Genomic DNA, 13594 nt, shown 5'->3' with positions numbered 1-13594 from the left:
GCTTGTTTTTTTTAGAGACAGCCCCCATCTTGGCTTCAAGCTTACTTCCATCTGATTACGGCCTTATGGCCGCCGTAGAGGCGAAATCATGAAGACAACCATCGAATTGCCTCTCCTGCCGTTGCGTGATGTCGTTGTGTATCCGCACATGGTGATCCCACTGTTCGTGGGACGCGAGAAATCGATCGAGGCCCTTGAGGCAGCGATGACGGGCGACAAGCAGATCTTGCTGTTGGCTCAAAAAAACCCTGCTGACGACGATCCGAGTGCTGAATCACTTTATGGTGTGGGTACTATTGCCACCGTTTTGCAACTGCTTAAGCTGCCAGATGGCACCGTTAAGGTATTGGTTGAGGGTGAGCAGCGCGGTGCGGTCGAGAAATTTGGTCAGGCTGACGGGTATCTGAGTGCTGAAGTCTCTTTGATTGATGAGACCGCAGCGCCTGAGCGTGAGTCTGAAGTGTTTGTACGCAGCCTGCTTTCTCAATTTGAGCAGTATGTGCAGTTGGGCAAAAAGGTCCCGGCTGAGGTGTTGTCCTCGCTTAACAGCATTGATGAGCCAAGCCGCTTGGTCGATACGATGGCGGCCCACATGGCCCTCAAGATCGAGCAGAAGCAAGAAATTCTCGAAATCATCGATTTGCAAACCCGGGTTGAACACGTCCTGGCCCTGCTGGATGCCGAGATTGACCTGCTGCAAGTTGAAAAGCGTATTCGCGGTCGTGTCAAAAAGCAGATGGAGCGCAGCCAGCGTGAGTACTACCTGAATGAGCAGATGAAGGCTATTCAGAAAGAGCTGGGTGATGGTGACGAAGGTCACAATGAAATTGAAGAACTGAAAAAGCGCATCGATGCGGCAGGCCTGCCCAAAGATGCAATGACCAAGGCGCTGGCTGAGCTGAACAAGCTCAAGCAAATGTCTCCGATGTCGGCTGAAGCCACGGTTGTGCGGTCTTATATCGACTGGTTGGTTCAGGTGCCGTGGAAGGCGCAGAGTAAGGTTCGCCTTGACCTCAAGCGTGCTGAAGACATCCTGGATGCAGACCATTATGGTCTGGAGGAAGTCAAAGAGCGGATCCTTGAATACCTCGCCGTGCAAAAGCGCGTGAAGAAGATTCGTGGCCCGGTCCTGTGCCTGGTAGGGCCTCCGGGTGTGGGTAAAACGTCTCTTGCGGAGTCGATTGCTCACGCTACAAACCGAAAATTCGTGCGTATGGCCCTGGGTGGCGTGCGTGACGAAGCAGAAATTCGCGGTCACCGCCGTACCTACATCGGTTCGATGCCCGGTAGATTGATTCAAAAAATGACTAAGGTGGGTGTTCGCAACCCATTGTTCTTGCTTGACGAGATCGACAAGATGGGCAGTGACATGCGTGGCGACCCTGCGTCTGCATTGCTTGAAGTGCTCGATCCTGAGCAGAATCACAGCTTCAACGACCATTACCTGGAGGTCGACTACGACCTTTCCGACGTCATGTTCTTGTGTACCTCCAATTCGATGAATATTCCGCCCGCATTGCTGGACCGGATGGAGGTCATTCGTTTGCCGGGTTACACGGAAGACGAAAAAATCAACATCGCCGTCAAGTACCTCGCGCCCAAGCAAATTGAGGCCAACGGCCTGAAAAAAGGTGAGCTGGCATTTGATAACGAAGCTATTCGCGACATCATTCGTTACTACACGCGTGAAGCGGGCGTTCGAGGCCTTGAGCGTCAAATTGCCAAGATCTGCCGCAAGGCAGTGAAAGAACATGTGATGGAGAAACGCTTCTGCGTCACGGTCACCGCTGATCTTCTTGAGCACTTTTTGGGCGTAAGAAAATTCAGCTATGGACTGGCCGAGCAGCAGGACCAGATTGGTCAAGTGACGGGTTTGGCCTGGACTCAGGTCGGTGGCGAATTGTTGACGATTGAAGCGGCGGTTGTGCCGGGTAAAGGGCAATTGATCAAGACGGGTTCGCTCGGTGACGTGATGATCGAGTCGATCACGGCGGCGCTGACGGTCGTTCGCAGTCGTGCCAAAAGCCTTGGTATCCCATTGGATTTCAACGAAAAACGTGATGTTCACATCCATATGCCAGAAGGGGCTACACCCAAGGATGGCCCGAGCGCGGGTGTTGGTATGTGCACGGCTTTGGTCTCCGCACTGACATTGATTCCGGTGCGCGCGGATGTCGCCATGACGGGTGAGATCACCCTGCGTGGTCAGGTATTGGCGATCGGTGGCCTGAAGGAAAAATTATTGGCTGCTCATCGGGGCGGGATTAAGACAGTCATTATTCCTGAAGAAAATGTCCGTGATCTGAAGGAAATTCCTGACAACATCAAACAGGATCTTCAAATCAAACCGGTTAAATGGATTGACGAGGTCCTGCAAATTGCGCTGCAATACGCGCCGGAGCCCTTACCGGATGTGGCTCCCGAGATTGTTGCCAAGGACGACAAGCGCGAGTCTGACTCTAAGGAAAGAATTAGCACGCATTAATACGGATTCGCCTGATGGGCTTTCTTGACGCTTTTTAGAGCCCTTGTTATAAAGCGGCTCTATAAGTGTCCGTAAGTGCTTCAGCAGTCGTTTTGCTTTTACCAAAAAAACTTTAGAAACATTCTCAGATAGATATAAGGGGACTTAGAGTGAACAAGTCGGAACTGATTGATGCTATCGCTGCATCTGCTGATATCCCGAAAGCTGCTGCTGGCCGTGCGCTGGACGCAGTGATCGAATCCGTCACTGGCGCTCTTAAGGCTGGCGACTCTGTGGTACTGGTTGGCTTTGGTACTTTCTCTGTGACCGATCGTCCTGCTCGTACGGGTCGTAACCCACAGACCGGTAAAACGCTGGAAATTCCTGCTGCTAAAAAACCTGGTTTCAAAGCCGGTAAAGCACTGAAAGAAGCGGTTAACTAAGTTTCTGTAATACCTTTTACCCAACCGGGTCAGGCGCACGCCAGGCTTGGCAGCGGAGCGGTAGTGCAGTCGATGTCAACATCGATCTGTTACGCCGGGGGTCGCGGGTTCGAGCCCGGTCCGCTCCGCCAGTTACGAGAAGGCGCATCCTCGGATGCGCCTTTCTTCTATCCGGACTCTACCCACGCTCCACGGTTGTTCATTAAGTAAGACCGTTTCTGGGGGAAGCATGCTGCAAAATATCAGGGACAATTCACAAGGCTGGATTGCCAAGACCATCATCGGTGTCATCGTCGCGTTAATGGCGTTGACCGGTTTCGATGCCATTTTTCAAGCCACCTCTACCAGCAAGGATGCCGCCAAGGTAAACGGTGAAGAGATCACTCAAACCGAGCTCAGCCAAGCTGTCGACATGCAACGTCGCCAGTTGATGCAGCAGCTAGGAAAAGATTTTGATGCCTCTTTGCTGGACGAGAAGATGCTGCGTGAAGCGGCCCTCAAAGGGTTGATTGACCGCAAGCTGTTGCTCCAGGGGGCTAATCAGGCCAAGTTCTCTTTCTCGGAAGCAGCCTTGGATCAGGTCATTTTGCAAACGCCTGAATTCCAGGCAGATGGCAAATTCAGCCCTGAGCGATTCGATCAAGTGATTCGTCAGCTGGGTTACGGCCGCCTGCAATTTCGCGACATGCTGGCTGAGGAAATGTTGATCGGTCAGTTGCGTGCCGGCTTGGCAGGCAGCGGTTTTGTAACCGATGAACAGGTCAACGCGTTCGCCCGTCTTGAAAAACAAACCCGTGATTTCGCTTCGTTGAACATCAAGGCCGATCCGGCTGCGGTGAAATTGACCGATGACGAAGTCAAGGCTTACTACGACGAGCACGCCAAAGAGTTCATGACCCCTGATCAGGTCGTTATCGACTACATCGAATTGAAGAAGTCAGCCTTTTTCGATCAGGTGGCGGTTAAGGACGAAGAGCTGCAAGCGTTGTATCAGAAAGAGATCGCCAATCTGGCCGAGCAGCGTCGTGCTGCGCACATCCTGATTGAGGTCAATGACAAAGTCAGCGATGAACAGGCCAAAGCCAAGATCGCTGAAATTCAGCAGCGCCTGGATAAAGGCGAAAGCTTTGAGGCGTTAGCCAAAGAGTTCTCTCAAGATCCGGGTTCGGCCGCCAATGGTGGTGATCTGGGCTTCGCCGGGCCGGGTGTTTACGATCCTGTCTTTGAAACAGCACTGTATGCGCTCAACAAAGATCAAGTGTCGCAGCCTGTGCGCACCAGCTTTGGTTATCACCTGATCAAGCTGTTAGGTGTCGAAGCGCCAGAAGTTCCAAGCTTTGCCAGTCTCAAAGACAAATTGACGCGTGATCTGAAGACTCAACAGGTTGAGCAGCGTTTTGTCGATGCCAGCAAGCAGCTAGAAGATTCGGCTTTCGAAGCATCTGATCTGGCCCAGCCGGCTCAAGAACTGAAACTTACAGTTCATACGTCTGCGCCATTTGGCCGTGAAGGGGGCGAGGGCGTTGCCGCCAATCGCGCTGTGGTTCAAGCCGCATTCAGCACCGAAGTCATGGATGAAGGTGCCAACAGCACCGCCATCGAGCTCGATCCTGAGACAGTTGTTGTGCTGCGCGTCAAAGAGCATCGCAAGCCAGAGCAGTTACCGCTGGACGCCGTTGCTTCAAGCATCCGTGCTCAGTTGGTTAAAGAGCACGCGAGTGCGGCGGCCAAAACCAAAGCTGAAGACATCATTAAAGGTCTGCGCGATGGCAAATTGCCGTTGAATCAGCCAATTGATGGTCAGTCATGGAAGGTTGAGGAAGCGGTGGCGCGTGGTCAGGACGGGATCGACCCGGCCGTGCTGCAAGCGGTGTTCCGTATGCCTAAGCCTGCCGCCAAGGACAAGCCGACGTTTGGCAGTGTGACCTTGGCCGATGGCAGTGTGGTTGTGTTGCGTTTGAACGGTGTCAACGATGCCGCCAAGCCGACTGAAGAGGAAAAAGCGTCTTATCGTCGCTTCCTCGCTTCGCGTGCAGGCCAGCAAGACTTTGCTGCGTATCGCAAGCAGTTGGAAAACGAAGCGAAGGTCGAGCGCTACTAAGCGTTGGATCCCGCGCTTCACTAAAAATGGCCGCTCAATGAGCGGCCATTTTTTATGGCTGCGAAGACATGTAGGTGCTCTGAGCCGGCAGGCTAAGCCTGTAGCAGTTGACGAGTAATGCGAGGCTACGGCCACAGGCGTAGCGGTCGTAAAGGCATTCAGGTTGGGGTGTCAAGCGCCCCGCCGTCATCGGGTTTACGACTGCTTCGCAATCGAACCACCCATTCGGCAACGGCTACGCCAACACCCACAATCCAATGGCCTGCGCGTGTCATACGCGGCGTTGTGATCAGTGCAAAATCCAATGTGTTCCCTGCAACGAAAAACGCCCGGCGCATCACTGCGCCGGGCGTTTTTAATGGAGCGCCAGCGAAGGTTTACTCCTCGAGGCTGCCCATTGCGGTGGTGTTGAAGCCACCGTCTACATACATGATTTCGCCGCTGATGCCCGACGCCAAATCGGAGCACAAGAAGGCGCCAGCATTGCCGACTTCGTCGATGGTGACGTTACGACGCAGCGGTGTTTGCGCTTCGTTAGCCGCCAGCATTTTACGGAAGTTCTTGATGCCCGAAGCAGCCAAGGTGCGGATCGGACCGGCTGATACGCAGTTAACACGGGTGCCTTCCGGGCCCAGGCTACCCGCCAGGTAACGTACGCCCGCTTCAAGGCTGGCCTTTGCCATGCCCATCACGTTGTAGTTAGGCATAGTTCGCTCAGCGCCCAGGTAGGACAGGGTCAGCAGGCTGCCATTGCGGCCTTTCATCATCGGGCGACCGGCTTTGGCCAGGGCCACGAAGCTGTAGGCGCTGATGTCGTGAGCAATGCGGAAGCCCTCACGGGTGGTGGCGTCGGTGAAGTCGCCGTCCAGTTGGTCGCCCGGTGCGAAACCTACGGAGTGAACGATGCAGTCCAGGCCGTCCCACTTCTTGCTCAAGTCTTCGAAGACCTTGGCGATTTCTTCATCGCTGGCAACGTCACAAGGGAAGCACAGCTCAGGGTTGGAACCCCAACCTGCTGCGAACTCTTCAACGCGGCCTTTAAGCTTTTCGTTCTGATAAGTGAAAGCAAGTTCAGCGCCTTCACGGTGCATGGCGGCAGCAATGCCAGAAGCGATGGACAATTTGCTAGCGACACCGACGATCAGGACGCGCTTACCGGCGAGAAAACCCATGTGTTGTTCCTCTATCAGATTAATCGACAGCTACTGGTGCCAAAAAGGCAGCTTCCAGTAGCTGTTGTGTATATGCATGTTGCGGTGAGGCAAAAATACGTTGCGCATCACCTTGTTCGACCACTTGGCCTTGCTTGACCACCATCAATTGGTGGCTCAGCGCTTTGACTACCGCCAAATCATGGCTGATAAACAAATACGTCAGGTTGTACTTGGCTTGCAGCGAGCGCAAGAGTTCGACGACCTGGCGTTGTACGGTTCTGTCCAACGCAGAGGTTGGCTCGTCCAGCAGAATCAACGCTGGCTTTAACACTAATGCGCGGGCAATGGCGATTCTCTGCCGTTGTCCACCTGAAAACTCGTGAGGGTAACGGTGCCGGGTTTCCGGATCCAGACCTACTTCACGCAATGCTTCAATAATTGCTACTTCCTGCTCTTGCGCGGTGCCCATTTGGTGAATGCGCAACCCCTCACCCACAATCTCGCTGACGCTCATGCGTGGGCTGAGGCTGCCAAACGGGTCTTGAAACACCACCTGCATTTGCCGGCGTAACGGCCGGACTTCTTTTTGCGACAAGCAGTTTAGCTGTTTGTCTTCGAAACGAATCACGCCCTGGCTTGCAATCAGCCGCAAAATGGCCAGGCCCAAGGTCGATTTGCCTGATCCGCTTTCTCCCACAATGCCCAGCGTTTGACCGCGGGGCAGGCTGAAGTTAATGCCGTCGACCGCTTTTACGTAATCAACGGTTTTGCGCAACAGCCCTTTCTTGATCGGGAACCAGACTTTCAGGTTCTCGACTTCCAGCAATGGCGGGCCCGCAAGGGTATCGGCCGGACCGCCACGGGGTTCTGCACTGAGCAGTTCCCGGGTATAGGGATGCTGTGGCGAACGGAACAGCTGTTCACACGATGCTTGTTCGACGATGCAACCGCGCTGCATGACACATACTCTGTGCGCAATTCGTCTTACCAAGTTCAAATCGTGACTGATCAGTAACAGCGACATGCCCAGCCGTGCCTGCAAATCCTTGAGTAAATCGAGGATTTTGAGCTGCACGGTGACGTCCAGCGCCGTGGTGGGTTCGTCCGCGATCAGCAGCTCGGGTTCATTTGCCAGGGCCATGGCAATCATTACACGTTGTCTCTGACCGCCCGAGAGCTCGTGTGGCAAGGCTTTGAGGCGTTTGCGCGGCTCAGGGATGCCTACCAGATCCAGCAGCTCCAGCGTGCGCTCAGTGGCGGCCTTGCCTGACAGCCCTTTGTGGATGCCGAGCACTTCGTTGATTTGTTTTTCAATGCTGTGCAGGGGGTTGAGCGAGGTCATGGGTTCTTGAAAAATCATGGCAATTCGATTGCCGCGAATATGGCGCAGTTTTTTTTCGTCCAGGCTCAATAAGTCCTGCCCGGCATACTGAATGCTACCGCCGGGATGGCGAGCGATGGGGTAGGGCAGCAGTCTCAGGATGGAGTGGGCAGTGACTGACTTGCCTGATCCGCTTTCGCCTACAAGCGCCAGTGTTTCGCCACGCCTGATATCAAAGCTGATGTTTTGCACCACGCGTTGTGGCTGCTCACCGGCTACAAACTCCACGGAAAGATCGCGCACTTCTATCAGATTGTCCTGCGTCATCTCATTTCCTCGGGTCGAAAGCATCGCGAGCGGACTCACCGATAAACACCAACAAACTGAGCATGATTGCCAGCACCGCAAACGCGCTGATCCCCAGCCAAGGTGCTTGCAGGTTGGATTTGCCCTGTGCCACCAGTTCGCCCAGAGACGGCGCGCCCGGCGGCAGGCCGAAGCCTAAAAAGTCCAGTGCGGTCAGAGTGCCAATGGCACCGGTCAAAATGAACGGCATGAACGTCATGGTCGATACCATCGCATTGGGCAAAATATGCCGATACATGATGGCCATGTCTTGCATGCCCAAGGCACGGGCGGCGCGTACGTATTCCAGGTTACGCCCGCGCAGGAATTCGGCCCGCACCACGTCAACCAGACTCATCCACGAAAACAACAGCATGATGCCCAACAGCCACCAGAAATTGGGTTGCACAAAACTGGCGAGAATAATCAGCAGGTACAAGACAGGTAAGCCCGACCAGATTTCCAGAAACCGCTGGCCTGCCAGGTCTACCCAGCCGCCATAGAACCCCTGAAGCGCTCCGGCAATCACGCCGATAATCGAACTCAAAATAGTCAGGGTCAGTGCAAACAGCACGGAGATGCGGAAGCCATAAATCACACGAGCCAACACATCCCGACCCTGATCGTCGGTGCCGAGCCAGTTTTCAGCGGATGGCGGTGCGGGGGCAGGGACTTTCAAGTCGTAGTTGATGCTCTGATAGCTATAGGGGATAGGTGGCCACAGCACCCAGGCATCTTTCTTGGCCAGCAGTTCGCGGATGTAGGGGCTTTTGTAGTTCGCTTCCAGAGGGAACTCGCCGCCAAAGTCCGTCTCGGGGTAGCGTTTGAGGGCCGGGAAGTACAGTTCGCCGTCGTAGCTGATCACCAGCGGTTTGTCGTTGGCAATTAACTCGGCCCCCAGGCTTAGCCCGAAGAGCACCAAAAAGATCCACAGTGACCACCAGCCGCGTTTATTGGCTTTAAAGCGGGCGAAGCGTCGTCGATTGAGGGGCGATAACTTCATCTCAATGATCCCTGCTTTCAAAGTCGATACGCGGATCCACCAGGGTGTATGACAAGTCGCCAATCAGTTTCACCAGCAGGCCTACCAGCGTGAAGATGAACAAGGTCCCAAAAACAACGGGGTAATCGCGGTTGATCGCCGCCTCAAAGCTCATAAGCCCCAACCCATCCAGCGAGAAAATCACCTCAACCAATAGCGAACCGGTGAAGAAGATGCCGATAAAGGCTGATGGAAATCCGGCAATGACCAGCAACATCGCGTTGCGAAACACATGGCCATACAGCACGCGATGATTGGTCAGTCCTTTGGCTTTGGCGGTCACCACGTATTGCTTGTTGATCTCATCCAAGAAACTGTTTTTGGTGAGTAAGGTCATCGTGGCGAAGTTGCCGATGACCAATGCCGTCACGGGTAAGGCCAGATGCCAGAAATAGTCGAGGATTTTGCCGCCCAGGCTCAATTCGTCGAAGTTGTTGGAGGTCAGCCCGCGTAGCGGGAACCAGTCCAGATAGCTGCCGCCGGCAAAGACCACGATCAATAAGATGGCAAACAGGAACGCCGGGATGGCATAGCCGATAATGATCGCCGAACTGGTCCACACGTCGAAATGACTGCCGTGTCGCGTAGCTTTGGCGATACCCAGCGGGATCGACACCAGGTACATGATCAAGGTGCTCCAGAGTCCAAGCGAGATGGAGACAGGCATTTTTTCCTTGATCAGGTCGATCACTTTGGCATCCCTGAAAAAACTCTCGCCGAAGTCCAGGTGGGCGTAATTTTTGATCATGATCCACAAGCGCTCGGGAGCGGGCTTGTCGAAGCCGTACATTTTTTCGATTTCCTGGATCAGCGCCGGGTCCAGTCCTTGGGCGCCACGGTAGTTGGAACCCGCGACCGAAACCTCAGAGCCGCCGCCTGCGATACGGCTGGTCGCCCCGTCGAAGCCTTCGAGTTTGGCAATCATTTGCTCCACCGGGCCACCCGGCGCGGCCTGGATGATGATGAAGTTAATCAGCAAGATCCCGAACAGGGTCGGAATGATCAACAGCAGTCGCCTGAATATATACGCCAGCATCTAAGGCTCCAGGCTTTCGCTTGTGGGTTGGGTGGAGGTCACCGGCTCGACATCGGGTTTGACCCACCAGGTGTCTATTCCGATGTCATACAACGGGGTCACGGTGGGGTGGCCGATATGGTTGGAATACGCCACGCGCCAGGTTTTGATGTGCCAGTTGGGGATGACGTAAAAACCCCATTGCAGCACACGGTCCAGGGCGCGGGCATGAGTGATCAGGCTCTGGCGCGAATCGGCATTGATAAGACCTTCGGTGAGTTGGTCAATGGCAGGGTCTTTTAGCCCCATGAAGTTGCGGCTGCCGGGTTTTTCGGCACTTTGCGACTCCCAGTATTCGCGCTGCTCGCTGCCGGGCGAACTGGACTGCGCAAAACTGCCAATAATCATGTCGAAGTCCCGTGAGCGCAGACGGTTCAAGTATTGCGAAACATCGACCCGGCGAATCTGCATGTCGATGCCCAAGTCGCTGAGGTTGCGTTTGAAGGGCAGCAGAACGCGTTCGAATTCGGTTTGCGCCACCAGAAACTCGATGCGCACCGGCTTGCCCTGAGCATCGACCATCTTGTCGTCAACAATGCGCCAGCCGGCGTCTTGCAGTAATTGATAAGCGCGACGCTGTTGGTCGCGAATCATGCCCGTGGCATTGGTGACGTCGGGTTTGAATACCTCGGTAAATGCCTTATCGGGAATTTGCCCGCGCAAAGGCTCCAGAATTGCCAGCTCTTCTTCAGTCGGCGGCGCGCTGGCGGCCATTTCCGAGTTTTCGAAATAACTGCTGGTGCGGGTATATGAACCGTTGAATAACTGCTTGTTGGTCCATTCGAAGTCGAATAGCAGGCTCAGCGCCTCGCGCACCCGGATGTCCTGGAACATGGGTCTGCGCAGATTAAAAATGAAGCCTTGCATGCCTGCGGGGTTGGCATTGCGAATTTCTTCTTTAATTAAACGGCCCTGTTTGACCGCCGGAACGTTATAAGCGCTGGCCCAATTTTTGGCGCTGATCTCAAACCAGTAGTCAAATTGGCCTGCCTTGAGCGCCTCGAATGCCACGTTGTTGTCGCGGAAATAATCGATGGTGATGGCGTCAAAGTTATACAGCCCCTTGTTGATGGGCAGGTCTTTGCCCCAGTAGTCCTTGTTGCGTTCGTAACGAATCGAGCGCCCCGGCTTGATGTCAGTGATGGTGTACGGGCCGCTGCCGACAGGTATTTCGAGGTTGCCCTTGCTGAAATCGCGGGTTTCCCACCAATGTTTTGGCAATACCGGCAATTGGCCGAGGATCAATGGCAGCTCGCGGTTCTTGTTGTGTTTGAAGACGAACTTCACTTGCAACGGGTTTTCTTCGACAGCTTTTTCGACGTCGCTGTAATACCCCTTGAACAAGGGCGAGCCGTTTTTCATCAACGTATCAAAACTGAACACGACGTCTTCAGCGCGAATGGGATGACCATCATTGAACTTGGCTTGGGGCCGCAGATAAAAACGTACCCAGCTGTTATCGGGTGCCTTTTCAATTTTCTGCGCAATCAAGCCATATGCGGTGAAGGGTTCATCGAGGCTCTGGCGGGCCAGGGTGTCATACGTCAGGTCGATGCTGTCGGCCGGTACGCCTTTGTTGATAAACGGGTTCAGGCTGTCGAAAGTCCCCAGGGCGGATTTGCGAAATGTCCCGCCCTTTGGCGCATTCGGGTTCACATAATCAACGTGCTTGAAGTTGGCCGGGTATTTGGGTGGTTCGTCGTACAGGGTTAGCGCGTGCTGTGGCGCCGCGAGCGCCAGGCAACTGAGGCCGGCCAATAGCAGGCCACTGAGGGGCTTGAGCAATGTACGCAAAGGCATCATTGGGATTTCTCCGTAGGCTTTAGCCACCACGCACTCAGGCCCAAGTTGTAGGGCGGCGTAGTCACGAAGGCGAACCGGTTGCGGTACGCCAGGCGGTGATAGTTCAGATACCAGTTAGGAATGCTGTAGTACTGCCACAACAAGACGCGGTCCAGTGCCCGGCCAGCGGCCAGTTGTTCTTCGCGGGTTTGTGCAGCCAGCAGTTTTTCAAGTAATTGATCGACAACCGGGTTGGCCACCCCCGCATAGTTTTTACTGCCCTTGACGTTGGCCTGGCTGGAGTGGAAGTACTGCCACTGCTCAAGACCGGGGCTCAAGGTTTGGTCCAGGGTCATGAGGATCATGTCGAAATCGAACTGATCCAGGCGCTGCTTGTACTGTGCCCGGTCGACGGTACGCAGGCGTGCAGCAATGCCGATGCTCGCCAGGTTTTCCACGTACGGTTGCAGAATGCGCTCAAGGTTGGGGTTTACCAGCAATATTTCGAAGGTTAACGGTTTGCCGTCTGCATTGAGCAAGCGCTGGCCTGAGAGTTTCCAGCCGCTCTCAGCTAATAGACTCAGCGCACGGCGCAGGGTTTGGCGAGGGATGCCACGCCCCTCGGTCTGTGGCAGGCGAAAAGCCTGGGTAAACAATTCGGGCGGCAGTTGTGTGCGCCAGGGTGAAAGCATTAACCATTCGTGCCCCTGCGGGATACCGCTGGCCGAGAAATCACTGTTGGGGTAGAAGCTCGTTGCACGCTGGTAGGCCCCATTGAACAGCGCCCTGTTGGCCCACTCAAAATCAAACATCATACCCATCGCTTCACGCACTTTGGTTTGATTGAAGGTGCTGCGGCGGCTGTTCATGAACAGCCCCTGGGTTTGAGTCGGGATGTGATGAGGGATTTGAGCTTTGATTACATCCCCCCGGCGCACGGCCGGGAAGTTATAGCCGTTGGCCCAGTTCTTGGCCTGATGCTCGATGTAGATGTCGAACTCTGCGGCCTTGAAGGCTTCGAACGCGACATCGCTGTCGCGATAAAACTCGACCTCAACCCGGTCGAAATTGTATTTGCCACGATTGACCGGCAGGTTGGCGCCCCACCAGTTCTTGACGTGTTCGAAGACCACTTGGCGGCCCGGCGTGACTTTGCTGATCCGATAAGGGCCACTGCCCAGCGGTGGTTCAAAGGTCGTGGCTTTGAAGTCGCGTTTGGCCCAGTAGTGCTCAGGCAGAACGGGCAGTTCACCGAGGCGCAGAATCAGCAGCGGGTTGCCAGAGCGCTTGAACACAAAACGTATGCGCTTGGGGCCTAAAATGTCCACCCGCTGCACTTCTTGCAAATGAGTACGGTACTGCGGGTGGCCTTCTTTGCGTAAGAGGTTGTAGGAGAACGCAACGTCGGAGGCCGTGATCGGAGTGCCATCGTGAAAGCGCGCCTCAGGCCGCAGGTTGAACACCACCCAACTGCGTGTCTCGTTGTACTCCACGGATTGCGCGATCAACCCGTAACTGGAGGTCGGCTCGTCGCCTGATGGTGCGTACTGGCCAGTGCCTGCCATCAGTGTTTCATTCAGCTCGTTGACCCCGTATTGCAGAAAGTTGGGGGTAGATACCGGGCTTGTACCTTTGAAGGTATAGGGGTTGAGCGTGTCAAAGGTGCCAAAGGCCATGACCTTGAGCGTCCCGCCTTTGGGCGCATCAGGGTTGACCCAATCGAAATGGGTGAACGTGGCCGGGTACTTGAGTGTGCCGAACTGCGCATAACCGTGGCTTTCGCTGAGGGTTGCGCGGGCAGGAAAGCTCAAGGCCAGGCAGATAAGTAGCGAAAGGAGGGGACGCATCACGTCAGAGATCCGATCCA

The 13594-nt window shown here is 54.8% G+C and carries 9 protein-coding genes; 3 read left to right on the top strand and 6 right to left on the bottom strand.

Annotation, left to right across the window (positions count from 1 at the left end; all coding sequences use genetic code 11):
* Positions 1–88 precede the first annotated feature (88 nt).
* The 3 genes from lon to ACP7A4_RS09000 all read left to right on the top strand — a co-directional run bounded on the left by lon (position 89) and on the right by ACP7A4_RS09000 (position 5008).
* Positions 89–2485 (top strand): endopeptidase La, encoded by a 2397-nt coding sequence (gene lon / locus ACP7A4_RS09010; RefSeq protein WP_059763131.1) that lies wholly within the window; start codon positions 89–91, stop codon positions 2483–2485.
* Positions 2486–2634: 149 nt separating this feature from the next.
* Positions 2635–2907: an HU family DNA-binding protein gene (locus tag ACP7A4_RS09005; protein ID WP_003183171.1), complete on the top strand. Its 273-nt coding sequence runs from the start codon at positions 2635–2637 to the stop codon at positions 2905–2907.
* A 229-nt stretch (positions 2908–3136) separates the two neighbouring features.
* Entirely contained in the window at positions 3137–5008 is a 1872-nt protein-coding gene (locus tag ACP7A4_RS09000; RefSeq protein ID WP_203303714.1) for a SurA N-terminal domain-containing protein, read from the top strand.
* A gap of 377 nt (positions 5009–5385) precedes the next feature.
* Here the strand turns inward: ACP7A4_RS09000 and fabI are convergent, their stop codons facing one another.
* From fabI to ACP7A4_RS08970, 6 genes are read right to left on the bottom strand one after another with little or no spacing between them, the layout of a single operon-like run.
* The gene (gene fabI, locus ACP7A4_RS08995; protein ID WP_003441378.1) at positions 5386–6180 is read right to left on the bottom strand and encodes an enoyl-ACP reductase FabI; all 795 of its coding nucleotides are present in this window, start codon (positions 6178–6180) and stop codon (positions 5386–5388) included.
* 19 nt (positions 6181–6199) lie between these two features.
* Entirely contained in the window at positions 6200–7810 is a 1611-nt protein-coding gene (locus tag ACP7A4_RS08990; RefSeq protein WP_426246472.1) for an ABC transporter ATP-binding protein, read from the bottom strand.
* Position 7811: 1 nt separating this feature from the next.
* Positions 7812–8831, bottom strand: coding sequence for an ABC transporter permease (locus ACP7A4_RS08985; protein WP_048363600.1), 1020 nt, complete (start codon positions 8829–8831; stop codon positions 7812–7814).
* Position 8832: 1 nt separating this feature from the next.
* Entirely contained in the window at positions 8833–9906 is a 1074-nt protein-coding gene (locus ACP7A4_RS08980; protein WP_426246470.1) for a microcin C ABC transporter permease YejB, read from the bottom strand.
* Complete coding sequence (locus ACP7A4_RS08975; protein ID WP_426246468.1) at positions 9907–11748, bottom strand: extracellular solute-binding protein; 1842 nt, start codon at positions 11746–11748, stop codon at positions 9907–9909.
* On the bottom strand, positions 11745–13574 hold the full coding sequence (locus tag ACP7A4_RS08970; RefSeq protein WP_426246756.1) for an extracellular solute-binding protein: 1830 nt from the start codon (positions 13572–13574) through the stop codon (positions 11745–11747). The genes ACP7A4_RS08975 and ACP7A4_RS08970 overlap by 4 nt, the downstream gene beginning before the upstream one ends.
* Positions 13575–13594 lie beyond the last annotated feature (20 nt).

Source organism: Pseudomonas sp. TWR3-1-1, assembly GCF_049896545.1.
GTDB classification, from domain to species: domain Bacteria; phylum Pseudomonadota; class Gammaproteobacteria; order Pseudomonadales; family Pseudomonadaceae; genus Aquipseudomonas; species Aquipseudomonas weihenstephanensis.
The sequence above is the reverse complement of the archived record's forward strand: the minus strand, read 5'-3'. Positions and strand labels throughout refer to the sequence as shown.

What these genes read in the sequence shown, in the direction of transcription:
- lon (WP_059763131.1), top strand. Translation starts at nt 89, where the DNA reads ATGAAGACAACCATCGAATTGCCTCTCCTGCCGTTGCGTGATGTCGTT.
- ACP7A4_RS09000 (WP_203303714.1), top strand. Translation starts at nt 3,137, where the DNA reads ATGCTGCAAAATATCAGGGACAATTCACAAGGCTGGATTGCCAAGACC.
- fabI (WP_003441378.1), bottom strand. Translation starts at nt 6,180, where the DNA reads ATGGGTTTTCTCGCCGGTAAGCGCGTCCTGATCGTCGGTGTCGCTAGC.
- ACP7A4_RS08990 (WP_426246472.1), bottom strand. Translation starts at nt 7,810, where the DNA reads ATGACGCAGGACAATCTGATAGAAGTGCGCGATCTTTCCGTGGAGTTT.
- ACP7A4_RS08985 (WP_048363600.1), bottom strand. Translation starts at nt 8,831, where the DNA reads ATGAAGTTATCGCCCCTCAATCGACGACGCTTCGCCCGCTTTAAAGCC.
- ACP7A4_RS08980 (WP_426246470.1), bottom strand. Translation starts at nt 9,906, where the DNA reads ATGCTGGCGTATATATTCAGGCGACTGCTGTTGATCATTCCGACCCTG.
- ACP7A4_RS08975 (WP_426246468.1), bottom strand. Translation starts at nt 11,748, where the DNA reads ATGATGCCTTTGCGTACATTGCTCAAGCCCCTCAGTGGCCTGCTATTG.
- ACP7A4_RS08970 (WP_426246756.1), bottom strand. Translation starts at nt 13,574, where the DNA reads ATGCGTCCCCTCCTTTCGCTACTTATCTGCCTGGCCTTGAGCTTTCCT.